General features: G+C 55.7%; 16 protein-coding genes and 1 tRNA gene. 12 read left to right on the forward strand and 5 right to left on the reverse strand.

What is annotated here, in order from left to right; genetic code table 11:
- Positions 1 to 317: 317 nt before the first annotated feature.
- Positions 318 to 1,751 carry a sensor histidine kinase gene (locus ACR0AJ_RS02355; RefSeq protein ID WP_170348359.1) on the forward strand — a complete coding sequence of 478 codons (1,434 nt, stop codon included), beginning with the start codon at positions 318 to 320 and terminating at the stop codon, positions 1,749 to 1,751.
- 835 nt (positions 1,752 to 2,586) lie between these two features.
- Here the strand turns inward: ACR0AJ_RS02355 and ACR0AJ_RS02360 are convergent.
- A tRNA-Leu gene (locus ACR0AJ_RS02360) sits at positions 2,587 to 2,673 on the reverse strand.
- A 142-nt stretch (positions 2,674 to 2,815) separates the two neighbouring features.
- Here ACR0AJ_RS02360 and ACR0AJ_RS02365 point away from each other — a divergent pair.
- Both ACR0AJ_RS02365 and lipB read left to right on the forward strand, forming a co-directional pair.
- Positions 2,816 to 3,475 (forward strand): DsbA family oxidoreductase, encoded by a 660-nt coding sequence (locus ACR0AJ_RS02365; protein ID WP_170348358.1) that lies wholly within the window; start codon positions 2,816 to 2,818, stop codon positions 3,473 to 3,475.
- A gap of 39 nt (positions 3,476 to 3,514) precedes the next feature.
- On the forward strand, positions 3,515 to 4,171 hold the full coding sequence (gene lipB / locus ACR0AJ_RS02370; RefSeq protein ID WP_170348357.1) for a lipoyl(octanoyl) transferase LipB: 657 nt from the start codon (positions 3,515 to 3,517) through the stop codon (positions 4,169 to 4,171).
- Positions 4,172 to 4,460: 289 nt separating this feature from the next.
- Here lipB and ACR0AJ_RS02375 read toward each other — a convergent pair whose 3' ends face one another.
- The gene (locus ACR0AJ_RS02375) at positions 4,461 to 5,405 is read right to left on the reverse strand and encodes a cation diffusion facilitator family transporter (RefSeq protein ID WP_480739995.1); all 945 of its coding nucleotides are present in this window, start codon (positions 5,403 to 5,405) and stop codon (positions 4,461 to 4,463) included.
- An 81-nt stretch (positions 5,406 to 5,486) separates the two neighbouring features.
- On the opposite strand from ACR0AJ_RS02375, the gene ACR0AJ_RS02380 reads away from it, so the two are divergent.
- A complete protein-coding gene (locus ACR0AJ_RS02380) occupies positions 5,487 to 5,912 on the forward strand; it encodes a MerR family transcriptional regulator (protein WP_170348355.1) in 426 nt (141 codons plus the stop codon).
- On the opposite strand, the gene ACR0AJ_RS02385 is transcribed toward ACR0AJ_RS02380, so the two are convergent.
- A complete protein-coding gene (locus ACR0AJ_RS02385) occupies positions 5,913 to 6,332 on the reverse strand; it encodes an HIT family protein (protein ID WP_170348354.1) in 420 nt (139 codons plus the stop codon).
- Between the two features lie 304 nt (positions 6,333 to 6,636).
- Between ACR0AJ_RS02385 and ctaD the strand changes: the two genes are divergently transcribed.
- The 4 genes from ctaD to ACR0AJ_RS02405 all read left to right on the forward strand — a co-directional run bounded on the left by ctaD (position 6,637) and on the right by ACR0AJ_RS02405 (position 10,726).
- Positions 6,637 to 8,295 carry a cytochrome c oxidase subunit I gene (gene ctaD / locus ACR0AJ_RS02390; protein ID WP_170348353.1) on the forward strand — a complete coding sequence of 553 codons (1,659 nt, stop codon included), beginning with the start codon at positions 6,637 to 6,639 and terminating at the stop codon, positions 8,293 to 8,295.
- A gap of 161 nt (positions 8,296 to 8,456) precedes the next feature.
- Positions 8,457 to 9,485, forward strand: a complete 1,029-nt coding sequence (locus ACR0AJ_RS02395) for a bestrophin family protein (protein WP_480739996.1) — start codon at positions 8,457 to 8,459, stop codon at positions 9,483 to 9,485.
- 105 nt (positions 9,486 to 9,590) lie between these two features.
- Positions 9,591 to 10,190: a 2-hydroxychromene-2-carboxylate isomerase gene (locus ACR0AJ_RS02400; RefSeq protein ID WP_170348351.1), complete on the forward strand. Its 600-nt coding sequence runs from the start codon at positions 9,591 to 9,593 to the stop codon at positions 10,188 to 10,190.
- A 44-nt stretch (positions 10,191 to 10,234) separates the two neighbouring features.
- The gene (locus ACR0AJ_RS02405) at positions 10,235 to 10,726 is read left to right on the forward strand and encodes a DUF2244 domain-containing protein (protein ID WP_170348350.1); all 492 of its coding nucleotides are present in this window, start codon (positions 10,235 to 10,237) and stop codon (positions 10,724 to 10,726) included.
- Between the two features lie 25 nt (positions 10,727 to 10,751).
- On the opposite strand, the gene ACR0AJ_RS02410 is transcribed toward ACR0AJ_RS02405, so the two are convergent.
- Positions 10,752 to 11,237: a GatB/YqeY domain-containing protein gene (locus tag ACR0AJ_RS02410; protein ID WP_170348349.1), complete on the reverse strand. Its 486-nt coding sequence runs from the start codon at positions 11,235 to 11,237 to the stop codon at positions 10,752 to 10,754.
- Between the two features lie 183 nt (positions 11,238 to 11,420).
- Here ACR0AJ_RS02410 and carA point away from each other — a divergent pair, with 183 nt between their 5' ends.
- Together carA and ACR0AJ_RS02420 are read left to right on the forward strand one after the other, a co-directional pair.
- The gene (carA, locus tag ACR0AJ_RS02415; RefSeq protein ID WP_170348348.1) at positions 11,421 to 12,587 is read left to right on the forward strand and encodes a glutamine-hydrolyzing carbamoyl-phosphate synthase small subunit; all 1,167 of its coding nucleotides are present in this window, start codon (positions 11,421 to 11,423) and stop codon (positions 12,585 to 12,587) included.
- A gap of 84 nt (positions 12,588 to 12,671) precedes the next feature.
- A complete protein-coding gene (locus ACR0AJ_RS02420) occupies positions 12,672 to 14,549 on the forward strand; it encodes a glycosyltransferase (protein ID WP_480739998.1) in 1,878 nt (625 codons plus the stop codon).
- Here the strand turns inward: ACR0AJ_RS02420 and ACR0AJ_RS02425 are convergent, their stop codons facing one another.
- The gene (locus tag ACR0AJ_RS02425; protein ID WP_170348346.1) at positions 14,550 to 15,197 is read right to left on the reverse strand and encodes a GntR family transcriptional regulator; all 648 of its coding nucleotides are present in this window, start codon (positions 15,195 to 15,197) and stop codon (positions 14,550 to 14,552) included.
- A 100-nt stretch (positions 15,198 to 15,297) separates the two neighbouring features.
- Here ACR0AJ_RS02425 and ACR0AJ_RS02430 point away from each other — a divergent pair, with 100 nt between their 5' ends.
- Both ACR0AJ_RS02430 and ACR0AJ_RS02435 read left to right on the forward strand, forming a co-directional pair.
- Complete coding sequence (locus tag ACR0AJ_RS02430) at positions 15,298 to 15,942, forward strand: pyrimidine 5'-nucleotidase (protein WP_170348345.1); 645 nt, start codon at positions 15,298 to 15,300, stop codon at positions 15,940 to 15,942.
- Positions 15,943 to 16,028: 86 nt separating this feature from the next.
- Positions 16,029 to 16,277, forward strand: coding sequence for a hypothetical protein (locus tag ACR0AJ_RS02435; protein ID WP_170348344.1), 249 nt, complete (start codon positions 16,029 to 16,031; stop codon positions 16,275 to 16,277).
- The last annotated feature ends 40 nt before the right edge of the window (positions 16,278 to 16,317 follow it).

Genomic DNA, 16,317 nt, shown 5'->3' on the forward strand with positions numbered 1-16,317 from the left:
GAGCGACAGCGCCCTGCCCCAACTTCGTAAATTGAACTGCAGTCAAACCCCAACCCTTTTAGATTTTCTCCTTCTTTATGGCACATTAAGATAAAAAAAATTGCACTTAGCAACGAGATCGTCAATTCTGGGCGCCCCACACTGCATTTGCGCAACAAAAATTTTTCAACCTCTCACATCAGAATCTTGCGTGAAACGCCAACAATCTCGGTGGCCTTCAAAGGATTAGCGCCAAACTGTGAACCCAATTCAGACCAACTAAGTCCTCATTATGCCGCTAATGGTACTGTCCAAGCGCGAAAAACGAAGACATCTAGATGACAGCCATCGACGCCAATCTGCCGGACCGGGATTCTGGTGAAACGGAAAACCGGCTTCTGCAAAACATAATAGATTATACTGCCATGAGCTTTGCGCTTCTGTGGCAGCGGCAGGCTATTTATCTGGCCACGACCATTTTGACTGCGTTCTTCTTCGATCCCGTAAACGCCATGCTGTTCTATGGGACAATCCTCATATGCGAAGCGCAAGATCTATTGCTGGCCAAACGCGTACCGCGCTTAAAGCCAGATCAGCACAAAGCAATTAGTATGATGGTTGCTTGGATTCTGTTGAACACGATCCTCAGCTCAACTGCAATCTGCCTGTATGCTGTTTCAGTTGCTTTCGCACAACCCGCCGGCGGTCACTTTACTCCAATGTTCTTCTTGTTTGCTGCGGCGTTGTTTGCTGCAATGAACAACCATCAGTTTCTGTGGGCAATGATTGTCCGTCTGACCATGTACGGCGTATCGTTCATGTTGATTGTCGTAAAAGATATCTGGACCGAACGCCCCGAGCTTTCATCTGAACTCTGGCTGCACTTCTTCACCGTTATCTTTGTAATGTACTTTCTGATTGACTGTTCGATGGTGTTTCTGAAGCTCTACCGCAGGAACTTGGAACAACTCGAAAAGCTCAAAGCAGAGCACGAAAGAACAAAAGCGGCCTACATTGCGAAAACTCAGTTCATATCGACAGTTAGCCATGAACTGCGTACGCCTCTCACTTCGATCAAGGGATCACTTGACCTAATCAACACAGGCGCATTGGGTGAAGCTCCAGAATCAATGCAAAGCCTCATTCATTTAGCAGGTAAAAACTGCGAACGGCTCGCATCCCTAATCAATGATGTGCTGGACATTCAAAAAATGGAAGCGGGCGAGATGAACTACCGCGAAGGAACTGTTGATGTACATGCGCTGATTCAGGAAGCGATTGCATGTAACATGGGATACACCAGTGCTCACAACGTAGAAATTGTAGAAGACTTAAGGGGAAACAATGATCTGTACGTTAAAGGTGATCCCTCCCGCCTTCTTCAGGTGTTGGCCAACATTATCTCCAACGCAGCTAAATTCTCCCTTGATGGAGGCGAGATAACCGTCGGATGCGAGAAAGTCGGCGGGAATATTCGCCTCTTCGTCAAAGACCATGGCATCGGGATACCTGAGGGGTTCCATGACAAAGTATTCGATCGCTTTTCCCAGATAGACTCCTCCGATGAACGTCACGCAGGCGGTACCGGACTCGGGATGCACATTTCAAAGGAAATTGTTGAGCATTTTGGCGGTACAATAGACTACAGAAGCAAACTTGGTGAAGGCACAGAGTTCTTTGTTATGTTTCCCGCGATAAGCGGGCACGAGGTAGGTTCCGCCGGAGCCGAGCACACCTCACTAACCTGCGCCGCGCAACCGGAGCAACGATAACGAATTCCTGCCAAGCAATTTCGATGGCACATCACTTTGCATCTTTGAAGCAATCCCGTGATTCAGTAGCGGATTTTCAGTGGTGAAGTTATCCCTATGATCACAAGACCTCGTGGCACACTCGAGATCGTCAGTGGTAAAATGAGGGAGCCTGCATATTGCCAAAGCAACTCCAAAAAGAAAATGCTGTCTCGATCATACGATCGAAACAGCACACTCGTTACCAAATACACTTCCGAAGATGCAGTAGATTCACAACTTTCGGCAAATAGGCCTACTACTTGCAGGCCGCGATATTACTACGAACATCATAAGGGATGAGCTGTCCGAGCACCGAGAAATTCTCGTGTTTTGTTCGTTTTAGTTGTTCTAATTGATGTAAACCGGAAACAAAAAAGCCAATGACCGCCGGACTGTCAACATATTCAGCTGCTTCATCGATTGGGCGCACTCTATTTGAACTAATTCACTCAAGTTTTGACGCCCAACTCAGATTGTATGGTCGTCGCAGTTATTAGGCCCGTGTTGCACGTTTATCTCAATACTCGCGGCTGATCAGCCTTCACATGTGCGGCAGCTAATTACGTTGACGCCCTCATACAGCCTTTTAACCAGCAGTGGAGATTCATCCTCGATAAACAGTAGTTGGTGGAAGCCATTTATGTACTTGATCGGTTGTCGGCACTCTACTCGACGATCGGAGGCATCAGCGCACGCGTGCAGAAGCAGCGAAAGCGACTACGTTGCGCCGATGACCAAATCACAAGCCTTTAGGTGGACCAAGATCGTTCACGCCAACATGATAAATTGAAATTACACAACGAGATGAATTATTTGGTGCGGTCGAGAAGACTCGAACTTCCACGGGAGTTACCCCACAGCGACCTCAACGCTGCGCGTCTACCAATTCCGCCACGACCGCACTGCCAGTGACTTAGTAGTGGGGCGTATAGACGCAGATGATCAGGATGTGAAGAGACAAAAACACGCCAGTTTGAATTCCCCGTCTGTATTCATATCTGTATTGTCAACGTATCCTTCATCTTCCGCTCAGGAGTCTGAACATGACTGCCGCAGATCCCCGCCCCGTCCTTCAGATCGACATCATTTCAGACGTCGTCTGCCCCTGGTGTATCGTCGGATTTCAACAGCTTGATCTGGCTCTGAAGCAGGAAAATGTTCTGGCGCGCCTTAGATGGCATCCGTTCGAACTGAACCCGACCATGCCGCCAGAAGGCCAGAACCTGCGCGAGCATATCATGGAGAAATACGGCTCGACCGCGGAACAAAGCCAACTGAATCGGGATCGGCTGACGCAGTTGGGGGTCGAGCTGGGGTTTGCGTTCAATTTCAATGAAGACAGCCGAATGGTGAACACCTTTGCGGCCCACCAACTGTTGGACTGGGCCGAAGCTCAGGGCCGCCAGCATCCGCTTAAACTTGCCCTGTTCAAGGCGTATTTCACCGACCAGAAGGATGTGTCGAAGATTGATGTGTTGCTTGAAGCAGTTGCAGAGGCCGGTCTGCCCGTTGACGCGGCGCGATCTGCGCTGGAATCCGGTGCGCATGTCGCCGCAGTACGTAAGAAGCAAGAGTTCTGGACCAGCCGGGGTATTTCCGGTGTCCCGTCAATGGTGTTCGGCGGCAAATATCTGGTGACCGGGGCGCAGGGCACAGACACCTATGCCCAGATTCTGCAAAGGTGCCTGGCCGAGGCCGCCTGACCCCTTCCCCTTGCCGCACCTGCGCGATATGGAACCGCCATGGAATGGAAGATCACCGACGGGTTAACCGATTACACCGAAGCCGTCGCCTTTATGGAGGCGCGCGTCGCGGCCATCGCTGCGGGCGAGGCGGACGAGTGTGTCTGGCTGCTGGAACACCCGCCGCTCTATACGGCAGGCACCTCGGCCCGGTCCGAGGATCTGACGGATCCAGATCGCTTTCCGGTCTACGAAGCCAAGCGTGGTGGAGAGTATACTTATCACGGCCCCGGTCAGCGCGTGGCTTATGTCATGCTGGACCTGAACAAACGCGGTAAGGACGTGCGGGGCTTTGTCAAAAAGCTTGAGACTTGGGTGATCGCAGCCTTGGCCGAGTTCAACGTTAAAGGCGAAATTCGCGACGGCCGTGTCGGCGTGTGGGTGCAACGTGATGACAAGCCGCTTACGGTGACCGGCCAGCCAGCCGAAGACAAGATCGCAGCCATTGGATTGCGCCTGCGCAAATGGGTCAGCTTTCACGGTATCTCAATCAATGTTGAACCTGATCTTGAGCATTTTTCCGGCATCGTCCCCTGTGGAATCAGCGAGCATGGTGTGACGTCTCTGGTCGATCTAGGCTTGCCTGTAACGATGGCCGACGTGGACGCTGCCTTGCAAAAAACCTTTGCGGATAGTTTCGAAACGACCATCGCATAACCTGAATTCGAATCGCTAAACGCGGCAAGGCGAATTGACAATTCCCCCTAAGAATTCCCTTTGTTTCCGAACCCGTATGCAATCTGCCATTTAGCCCGTTAATTTTGAGTTTATTTGGCGGAAAGCTCACTCAGAACGATACAAATTGCGCGTTAACGGGTAGTCTAACTTTACCGTTCTAGAGTGAGTGGTGTGTTAAACCGGTGATCCCTGAAGACCTGGGTGTCGGAAAAAGTGTTTGTTTACGAGTCTGCCGTTCCGACCCCAAAATCGGAACGGCAATTCCTTTTCAGGACCCTTGCAAATTGTCATGTCCAAACCGGGGCAATGCTGCATGCGTTTTGTCCGCGCGCTCAAACTCCAATGTGACATGCCCGATTGCGAACCGCGACCTCAGGGTTTCTTTCACCAACAATCTTATGGTTTCCGCGTCTGTCCAGCTTTGGGCGTCGATCTCAAGATGCGCGGTCAGGGCTGGTTCCTGCTCCTGCATGCTCCAAAGGTGGATATGGTGGACACCGGCCACTCCTTCAGTGGCTTCGATCGCGGTGGCCACATCCTCGGGCGACAGATTGGGCGGCGCGCCCAGCATCAGCACCCGGATCGTTTCTCCAATCTCAGATTTCACGTGCCACAGGATGTAGACCGAGATCAGGATCGTCACCGCAGGGTCTACCCAGGTCCAGCCAAACAGTATGACGGCCGCACCTGCGACAATGACGGCAACCGATCCAAGGGCGTCAGCGACATTGTGGATAAAGGCCGCACGGATGTTCATGCTGTCCTTCGACATCGAATAGGTCAGCGCAGCGGTGATAAGGTCGACGACCAAAGCAAGCGCGGCGATCCAGACAACCATCCAGCCGTTGACAGGCTCGGGCTGGAAAAACCGCATGACACCTTCGTACAACAGATACACCGACAACACGATCAGTGTGGTGTAATTGACCAGCGCCGCGACCACCTCGGCGCGACCATACCCAAAGCTCATACGCGGATCGGCGGGTCGACGGGCAATCTTACGCGCGAAAAAAGCGATGATCAGCGCGATAGCGTCCGAAAAATTGTGCAATGCGTCTGCAATCAGTGCCAGAGACCCGGAAAGGATGCCGCCGATGACTTGCGCCAGGGTCAGCAGCATGTTCACTCCTATCGCCCCTGCGACGCGCTTATCGCCTGCGTCCGGGTCGATATGGTGATGGTTATGTCCCTCCTGGCCGTGATGATGTGCCATGGTGCCGGTGTTCCTTGTTTTGGCTGCACAGCACATGTAATTCCTCTAGTCACTAGAGGTTCAAGAGAGGAAAGCCGAAAAATGTACTCGATCGGAGAGCTTTCCCGGCGAACCGGCGTCAAAGTGCCCACAATCCGGTTCTACGAAGACAAAGGGTTGCTGCCAAAGCCGGAAAGAACGGCTGGAAATCAGCGCCGGTATGACACTGCCGTATTAAATCGGTTGCAGTTCATTCGCCACGGGCGAGACCTTGGCCTGCCTTTGAGCGATATTGAGGCACTGTTATCCTTGGAAGGCGCGCATGGCGATGATTTGAACCGGGCACATGAAATCGCCGAACGTCAATTGGCAGATGTACGCGAGCGTATCGCTCAATTGGTCAGGCTTGAGGCGGAACTGACCCGTATCGCCTCGGCTTGTGACGGTGGGCACGACCATGTTTGCGCCGTGCTCCACACGTTCGGCGACCACAGCGCGTGCCTTGGGCCGCACGACGGCAAGGGGTGATCAGACCAGCGCTGCTTTGATCTTGTCCGCATGCTGGGCGATCAGGTCGAAGTCACCCATCTTGCCCGGAGGCCGCATGGCAACACCTTCCTGACGCGGCAGGATGTGAACATGCAGGTGAAACACCTCTTGTCCGCCTGCGGCCTCGTTAAATTGCTGAACGGTGACCCCGTCCGCGTCAAACGCCTTGACCACAGCGTTCGCCAGCTTCTGCACGGTTGCCGTCACGGCGGCCAGTTGCGCAGGAGATGCGTCCAGCAGGTTCCGGCAGGGTGTTTTGGGGATCACCAACAGATGCCCGTCGGACCGCGGCATGATATCCATAAAGGCCAGCGTTTCGTCATCCTCGTACACGCGGGTCGCGGGAATTTCCCCGCGCAGGATCTTGGCAAAGATGTTGTCGGGATCGTAAGCGGCCATATCTTGTCTCCGGTTTCGGGAATTGGGGATAGTTCTGCGACCCACACAACAGGGGGTCAAGGCGGAACTCTGCCACGCCGCACGAATGGGCAGAAGCGGACCCTTGAAATTTTGACAGCCATCGCCAGATAGGGCCTGACTGAGACCAAGAATTCGCGGGATTTCCTCCCACCCGCGACAATTATTCTTGATCCAGATCAAACTCGGCCATTGAAGGTGCCCCCTTCGCCCTCTAAAACCAGCAGGAATCCCGCGCGCCAGAGAGGTCTGGCTGCGCGGTGCAGTTGCAACAGGAGGCACCTAAATGGCAGACGCAGCCATTCATGGTCACGAGCATGAAGATAATCGCGGATTCTTTACCCGCTGGTTCATGTCGACCAACCACAAGGACATTGGGATTCTGTACCTGATCGTCTCGGCACTTGCCGGTCTGATCTCGGTTCTGATGACCGTTTACATGCGGCTCGAGCTGATGCACCCCGGTGTGCAGTTCATGTGCCTGGAAGGCTTCATGGCCGACCCGTGTACCCCGAACGGACACCTGTGGAACGTGATGATCACCTACCATGGTGTTCTGATGATGTTCTTCGTTGTCATCCCGGCTCTTTTCGGCGGATTTGGCAACTATTTCATGCCGTTGCAGATCGGTGCGCCGGATATGGCGTTCCCGCGGATGAACAACCTGTCCTTCTGGCTGTACGTCGCCGGTACCTCGCTGGGCGTGGCTTCGTTGCTGAGCCCCGGTGGGAACGACCAGCTTGGTTCGGGTGTCGGATGGGTTCTATACCCGCCGCTGTCCACGACCGAGGGCGGCATGTCCATGGACCTTGCGATCTTCGCCGTACACGTATCGGGCGCCTCCTCGATCCTCGGCGCGATCAACATGATCACCACCTTCCTGAACATGCGTGCCCCTGGCATGACGCTGTTTAAGGTGCCGCTATTCAGTTGGTCGATCTTCGTCACTTCGTGGCTGATTCTTCTGTCGCTGCCGGTTCTGGCCGGCGCGATCACCATGTTGCTGATGGACCGCAACTTTGGCTTCACCTTCTTTGACCCGGCAGGTGGCGGTGACCCGATCCTGTATCAGCACATCCTGTGGTTCTTTGGCCACCCGGAAGTGTACATCGTGATCCTGCCCGGCTTCGGCATCATCAGCCACGTGATTGCGACCTTCGCACGCAAGCCGATCTTCGGTTACCTGCCAATGGTCTGGGCGATTATCGCAATTGGCGTTCTGGGCTTCGTCGTATGGGCGCACCACATGTACACCGTTGGCATGTCGCTGCGTCAGCAGGCGTACTTCATGTTGGCCACAATGGTCATCGCGGTGCCGACAGGCGTCAAGGTCTTCTCGTGGATTGCCACAATGTGGGGCGGTTCCATCGAGTTCAAGACGCCGATGCTGTTTGCCTTCGGCTTCCTGTTCCTGTTCACCGTTGGTGGTGTGACCGGCGTTGTACTGTCGCAGGCAGGTATCGACCGCGCCTATCATGACACCTACTATGTCGTTGCGCACTTCCACTATGTGATGTCGCTGGGTGCTGTTTTTGCAATCTTTGCCGGTGTCTACTTCTACTTCTCAAAGATGACTGGTCGTCAGTACTCAGAGTTCTGGGGCAAGGTTCACTTCTGGCTGTTCTTCATCGGCGCCAACCTGACCTTCTTCCCACAGCACTTCCTGGGCCGTCAGGGCATGCCCCGCCGCTACATCGACTATCCTGAGGCTTTCGCCCAGTGGAACTTTGTATCGTCGATCGGTGCGTTCATTTCCTTCGCTTCGTTCCTGCTGTTCTTCGGCATCGTGATCTATGCCCTGCTGCGTGGCGCGAAAGAGACCCGTCCGAACCCATGGAACGAATACGCGGACACGCTGGAATGGACCCTGCCCTCGCCGCCGCCTGAGCATACGTTCGAGCAGCTGCCAAAGCAGGAAGACTGGGACAAAGGCCACGCGCACTGATCCCGCAGTCCGATAAACCCATTAAAGCCCCGCCTTGAGCGGGGCTTTTTTTGTGTCCGGTCTCTGCACCCTGTCCGGCACGTGCATAGACACATCCAGCACCATGGGAATAGTATTCAAAAACAGGAATTCTGGGCGCCCCGGCGGAAGACACGCAAACCATGATACTTCATGATGGCATTTCGATCAGAAAACTGCTCAAAGGTTCGGTCGGTTTTATCGGTATCGTTCTGGCCTGGATTTTACTGGTTCAGGTGGTCGATGAACTGACGCCGATTGATCTGATTTCGAATCCCAGCCCACCAGTAGCGATGTTGGGTTTGGCAGTGGCGTTTTTTCTGGGCTTCAAGAACACTTCCACCTATGGGCGCTGGACCGAAGCCCGCGGGGTTTGGGGTGATATCGCCAATACAAGCCGGGACTGGGGCAATACGATCAGTACCCTGGTCCAACCAAATGGCTCAGTGATTGAAGAAGACCTGTGCGATGAACTGATCGAGCGGCACATCGCCTGGATAAACATGCTGGCCTATCAGCTGCGTCAACCTGCAATTACCGGTCGCAAACGCAGGCCATGGATGTTCGGCCACAAGCCCGTATCAGGCCACGAAGACCTGCATCAAAATCCCGAAAGCTGGCGGAACAGTCAACTTGAGGCGGATTTGCCGCTGTTGGAGGACAAGACCAATCGCGCGGCCTGTCTTATCAACCTGCAGGCCCGTCGTTTGTCAGATATGGCGCAACAGGGAAAGATCGACCCCTTCTGGCACGTGGCGCTGATGGATCGCTTATCCCGGTTTACGACGGCGCAAGGCCAGTGCGAGCGGATCAAAAACACTCCATTCCCGCGTCAGGTTGCCGAGGTCGGCCGCCTGTTCAGCTGGATATTCATTTTCCTGTTGCCTCTGGCCTTCAACGACGAACGTTCCATCATGGTGGGCACCGATGCCTCGATGATAAGAACAGTGCTGTTCGACTGGATGACCTTTGCCCCTGTCGGCGCGCTGGTTTGCTGGATCTTCTTTGTGACCGAGCGCGTCAGTGCCTCGATGGAGGATCCGTTCGAAGGGGATGTCACCGACGTGCCAATCTCGGCGCTGTGCCGAACAATCGAGATTGATATGCGTCAGATGACCGGCTGCGGTGTTGCGCCCCAACCCGCGCAACCTGTCGAAAAAGCCCTGTTTTGAACAACGTGCCACCACGCTGGTGAACCGCGTGTTTCAGGCAAAATTCGAAAATCCGACCATTTTAGGGTATGATAGGTGAAGGAACTCTGAGATCGGAGTGATTACATGCCCGAAATTGATTTTTGGTATTCCATTGGCAGCACCTACAGCTTCCTGACGATCATGCGGCTGGATGATTGGTGCGACGAACATGACGTTGCCGTAACTTGGCGGCCCTTCAACGTACGCACGGTCATGGCGGATCAGAAGAATATTCCCTTTGCAGGTAAACCGGTGAAGTCCGCATATATGTGGCGCGATATCGAACGTCGGGCCGCAAAATATCACATCCACGCCAAGCTGCCTGTACCCTACCCGATCTCGGACCTGGCGCTTGCCAATCAGGTTGCCTTGCTGGGTATGGGCGATGGCTGGGGTAAGAATTTCACGTTGGCCCTGTATCGCATTTGGTTCGAAGAAAATATCGAAGCCGGCAGCGAAACCGCGATCTCAGAAGCGCTGCACAGATGCCAGCAGGACCCGCGCCTGGTACTGTCCCGCGCTCGCAGCCCTGATACCGTGGCCGCACTTGAAGCGGAAACCGAACGGGCCGCCAAGCTGGGTGTTTTCGGCGCCCCCAGCCTTGTCGTCCGCGGCGAGGTTTTCTGGGGAGATGACCGACTGGACGACGCGCTATCCTGGGTGCGTGTTGGCCACGTTGCGTAATCATTTCCCTTCGAAACGCCACAGCATTGCGCTACATATCAGCCATGCCCTACCGATGGACAAAAACGTCTGAAACTGAACAGGAATTGCGCCTCTGGCCGCATAATTCACTGCCTCCACGCGGGGCGATGATCGTGATTCTGTCCGTGTTTCTGTTTGGACTGATCCCGCTGTTGGCAGTGCTTGGGTCGATCATCCTTTGGGGGCTTTTGCCTTTCCTGCTAGTAACCGTTCTGGGACTGTGGCTGGCGATCCAGACCAACTATCGCGCGCGCAGCGTGTTCGAGATTCTGACACTGACTGGCACGCGGGCGCACCTCGTCCACCATGACCCGCGCAGCGGTCAGCAAGAATGGACCTGCAACCGCTATTGGGCCCGCCCCGAAATGCATAAACGCGGTGGACCTGTCCCGAATTACGTGACGCTGACCGGAGATGGGCGCGAAGTTGAAATAGGGTCATTTCTGTCCGAGGAAGAACGCATCGCGCTATACGACGACCTGATACAAAAACTGCGCGAACCGGTCGCGCAGTAAAAGCCGTTTCAGACTGAAAGAAGGATCAGCAACCGCCGCCTGTTGCCGCGCAAAGCTGATCTTTGACCATCGGCCCGACTTTGCCAAAATCCATCTGGCCGGTGTACCGGGTCTTAAGTTCTCCCATCACTTTGCCCATGTCGCGGATCGAACCCGCACCTGTCGCAGTGATTGCCGTTTGAATGGCCTTGGAAACCTCGTCATCGTCCAATTGCTTGGGCAGAAACTCCTCGATGACTTCAACCTCACGCAACTCGCGCTCGGCCAAGTCCAGCCGTCCGCCTTCTTCATAGGCGCGCGCGCTTTCCTTGCGCTGTTTGGTCATTTTACCAAGAATTTCAAGGACCTCGGTATCGCCGCAGCCCTTGGCCTCTTCGTTTTCTGCAGCCCGCGAGGCAATATCGCGGTCCTTGATTGCGGCATTGATCAAGCGCAGCGTCGACAGACGCTCGGCATTCTTGTCTTTCATTGCTTGCTTCAGGGCTGAGTTCACCCGTGATCGCATATCCATATGTTCTGTCCATCCCCATGGAAAAGGAACCCTGACCATATCGAAACAAAAAGCGTGATACAACAGGGGGTGAATATCGCTAAGTAATTGATTTTTCACAATAGCCCAAATTTTGAACAGACTTGACCCAGCGCCACAACCCCCTTAGGTATGCGCCGATTTACCCAGCAGGAGAGTCGCCCCATGGCCCAGAACGCCCCGTCCAAGCCCACCGCATGTCTGGCTTTGGCCGACGGAACATTGTTCTACGGGATGGGCTTCGGTGCCACCGGCCAAACCGTGGCCGAGTTGTGCTTTAACACTGCCATGACCGGATATCAGGAGATCATGACCGATCCCTCTTATGCCGGTCAGATCGTGACCTTTACTTTCCCCCATATCGGCAATGTCGGTGTAAACCCCGAGGATGACGAAACCGGCGATCCGGTTGCTGCCGGGATGGTGGTAAAATGGGACCCGACCGATGCGTCCAACTGGCGCGCAACTGAAGAGTTGAAGACCTGGCTGGCCAGCCGTGGCCGCATCGCTATCGGCGGTGTGGACACCCGCCGTCTGACGCGCGCCATCCGGCAGCAAGGCGCGCCGCATGTGGCGCTGGCCCATGACCCCGAGGGCAATTTCGACATCGCTGCGCTGATTGCCGCTGCGCGGGGTTTTGCTGGGCTTGAAGGCATGGATTTGGCCAAAGAGGTCACCTGCGCCCAAAGCTATCGCTGGGATGAGATGCGTTGGGCCTGGCCCGACGGATACACCCGTCAGGAAGCCCCCGTGCACAAGGTTGTCGCCATCGATTACGGTGCCAAGCGCAACATCTTGCGTTGCCTGGCGTCGGCTGGATGCGATGTAACCGTATTGCCCGCCACCGCGACAGCGGCCGAGGTACTGGCCCACAATCCTGACGGAGTGTTCCTCTCCAACGGCCCCGGCGACCCGGCCGCAACGGGCGAATACGCCGTGCCGATGATCAAAGAGGTTCTGGACACCACCGAACTGCCGGTCTTTGGCATCTGCCTTGGCCACCAAATGCTGGCGCTGGCGCTTGGCGGTCAGACCGTCAAGATGAACCACGGCCACCACGGCGCCAACCACCCGGTCAAGGATATGGACACTGGCAAGGTCGAGATCACCTCGATGAACCATGGCTTTGCGGTTGATGCACAATCCTTGCCCGACGGCGTGGTGGAAACGCACCGCTCGCTGTTTGACGGGTCAAACTGCGGTATCCGCATGACCGACCGTCCGGTTTATTCGGTACAGCACCACCCCGAGGCCTCGCCCGGCCCACAGGACAGTTATTATCTGTTTGAACGCTTTGCTGAGGCAATGGCAGCCCAGAAAGCACAGGCATAATAGCCAGTTCGATCATAGTTAACCTGGTGTTAACCTAAATTGCGCAACCCTGACGTCTGGTAACCGCGTCAGGGTTGTTTCATTATGGTCGAATTAAACCTGCAGCATTTCGCGCGTGCCGCACCGATCCCTGCGCAAGACCGTAAGCCATTGGGGGCGTGTCTGATTGATCGAGGTCTGATCACCCGGTCACAACTGGACGAGGCGTTGTTTCTGCAATCCTGGCAACAGGCACCGCTGGGCGAAATTCTGGTGGCCGAAGATTGGGTCACCCGTCAGGATATTCTCTGCGCGCTGTCCGAACAAACCGGTCTACAGATTGCCGATATCAACAGTTCGCCCCCGCCCCTGGAACTGTGTCAATTTAAACCAGTTGAATTCTGGCTGAAACATAACGTCATTCCCTGGCGCCGCCTGGGTCCAATCCTACTTGTGGCAACTGCGCGACCCGATCTGTTCCCCGCCGTGCGCAGCGGGTTTGAGGATGCCGGTTACACCGTCATGCCGGTACTCGCCGGTGCCGATCAGATCGACAACACCATCGCGCGCATTTACGCCTCTTCGCTTGCCCAATCGGCCGAAACGCGCGTGGAGCTGGATCAAAGCTGCCGATCATGGACCCCGAAATCTCGTATAGGACCCGCCCTTGCCCTAACAGGGCTTACGGGGCTGTTTGCTGCTTTCCCCAAGACAGGGCTGACCGTTCTGGTCGCCGCCGCCGTGATCAGCCTGGTCTTGTTTTTGTGCCTGCGTCTTGCCGGGCTGCTGGCCTTTGTCTGGCATTCGGTAAAACACCGGCCCAAGGCAAACCCAGCAGCCCCGCCACAAGCGTTGCCTTGTGTGTCGATCATGGTGCCGCTTTATAAGGAACGTGAAATCGCCGATGCGCTCATTCATCGGTTGCAACGGCTTACTTACCCCAAGGCACTACTGGACATTATTCTGGTGCTTGAGGAAACCGACGAGGTAACACGCGCCACTCTTGCCCAGGTTGCTCTGCCCAGTTGGATCAGAATCGTCGAAGTGCCCGAGCTGAACGGTCTGACCACCAAACCCCGCGCCATGAACTATGCGCTGGATTTCTGCCGCGGCGATATTCTGGGTGTCTGGGATGCCGAGGACGCGCCGCAGCCTGATCAGATCGAACGTGTCGTCCGCCATTTCGCGCAGGCGGACGAAGATGTTGTCTGCTTGCAGGGCGTATTGGACTACTACAACCCTCGCACCAATTGGCGGTCCCGCTGTTTTACCATTGAATACAACAGCTGGTTTCGGGTCGTCCTTCAGGGCGTCGCGCGGCTTGGGCTTGTTGTGCCCTTGGGCGGAACCACGTTCTTTTTCCGCCGCGACAAGCTGTTGGAGTTGGGCGGCTGGGACGCCCACAACGTCACCGAGGACGCCGATCTTGGTGTGCGCCTTTCGCGCGCGGGCTATCGCACCGAAATGGTGGACACCGCTACCTATGAAGAGGCCAATTTCCGCGCCTGGCCCTGGGTACGACAAAGATCACGGTGGCTAAAAGGGTTCATGGTGACCTACCTGGTTCACATGCGGGCCCCCACGCGGCTGCTTCAAGATCTGGGGCTATTTCGGGTTTTAGGCGTGCAGGCCTTTTTCCTGGGAACTGTCGGGCAATTCCTGCTGGCACCGGTTCTGTGGCTGTTCTGGCTGACAAGCTTTGGCTTGGCCAGCCCACTAGACCTCATTCTCTCTGACGCCATTCTGGCAGCACTGATCGGCCTTTTTCTAAGCGCCGAGATCATCAATATCGCAGTTGGCGCCATCGCCGTTTCAGCGCGTGAAAGACGGTTTCTGTTGCCATGGGTGCCGACCATGCCGCTGTATTTCCCATTGGGTGTTCTGGCGGCCTATAAAGCCTTATGGGAATTGGTGCTGAACCCGTTCTTCTGGGACAAAACGCAACATGGGCAGGCCAGTGAAGAAAGCCTGCCGCCCGCGTGATCAGTTCTCGCGCAGAACCGCGTCCTGTTTCAGCCGCGTCATGAATGCCACAGAAATGTGATCCTTGAGCGCGCGTGCCGCGGCCTCTTCGTCGCGCGCAGCGATGGCTTCGACAATTCCCTTATGTTCGCTCTGCGCAATCTCACCGCGCCCTTGCACCGCCAGCGACGTCGTGGCCATCAGCGCCATGGTGCGATGCACAAGATCCAGCTGCTGCACTAGATAGCGGTTGTGCGAGGCCAGATGTATCTGCTCGTGAAACCGGCGGTTCGCCCGAGACAAAGCCTGAGGGTCGTCGACTAGCGCGTCATCCTCGGTCACCATTTCCTGCAGCACTTTGATTTCTTCTTCGGTGGCGTGCTTTGCGGCTAGCTTGGCCGCTAACCCTTCCAACTCGCGTCGTACGACGTACAACTCGGCCATCTGGTTGTGGTTCAGCGAGGCCACGATCAGTGACCGCCCGTCCCGCTCCAAGAGGGATTGCGTTTCAAGTCGCTGCAGAGCTTCGCGAATAGGTGTGCGCGATACACCGAACCGTTCGGCAAGCTCGCTTTCGACCAGACGGTCGCCAGGCTTGTAAACGCCTACGTCGATCGCTTCGAGAATTAGGCTATAGGCGTCTTTGGACGGCTGTCTGGACTGGGGCATATGGTGATTTGTCTCCTCGTTCGGATATGTCTATCCGTCACTTGCCCTTTGGATCAAGAGCAGCATTGAAAACCGTGCCTTTGCGGCCTAAACAAACCCCATGGTCAAACCAGCTTTTGCTCACGTCACCCAATGGGTGTTCGACCTCGACAACACGCTCTACCCGCCGCATATGCGCCTGTTCGATCAGATCGAGGTGTTGATGACGGATTACGTGGTGCAGGCTATCGGCGTTGACCGGGCCGAAGCGGATCGGCTGCGCTCACATTACTGGCGGCAATACGGAACTACGCTGGCTGGGCTGATGGCCGAGCATGATCTGGACCCCGATCCCTATCTGCACGCCGTCCATCAGGTCGACATGAGCCACATGGACCCCGATGCCGAACTGGCCGATCACATCCAATCCCTGCCCGGTCGTCGGATCGTGTATACCAACGGCAGCGCGCCCTATGCGGAACGTGTACTTGAGGCGCGCGGCCTCAACGGTCTGTTCGATGCGATCTACGGGGTCGAACACGCCGGTTATCGCCCCAAGCCCGAACAGGCAGCGTTTGAGGCGATCTTTGCGCAAGACGGAATCGATGCTGCGCAGGCCGCCATGTTCGAGGATGACCCGCGCAATCTGGCCGCCCCGCATGCAATGGGAATGCGCACCGTCCACGTCGCGCCCGAGCCGCACGAGGCGGACCATATCCACCATCACACCGACGATTTGACCGCCTTTCTGGCTCGCCTGCGATAGGCTGTCACACTGCGACGATCCGCACATTCTGCAGGTGCGAAATCGATCCTATATGCGCCTCAGCGACGAACAGAATCGGAGACCCCATGAGCGCGATCGAGATGCCTCGGCGCCTGCCCATCTGGCAGCGCCTGTTGTTTGCAATCCCCGTTTTCGGCTGGCTGGCCCGCGATGCCGCCAATGGAACGGCCGAAGATTGGTATTACACGGCAGCCGCCATTTTCAGCATGTGGGGATGTTCGGCGCTGCTCTTCGGCCTGCCTGGGCTTTACATCCCGGCCGTCATGATGGTGCCGATGATGTTCATCCTGCTCATCCTGATCTCGCGCGGCTGACACACGGGACAGGATGTCACTTGGCACCGGCCTTGGAACC

The sequence above is a fragment of the Ruegeria sp. CJ9 genome (assembly GCF_056536625.1).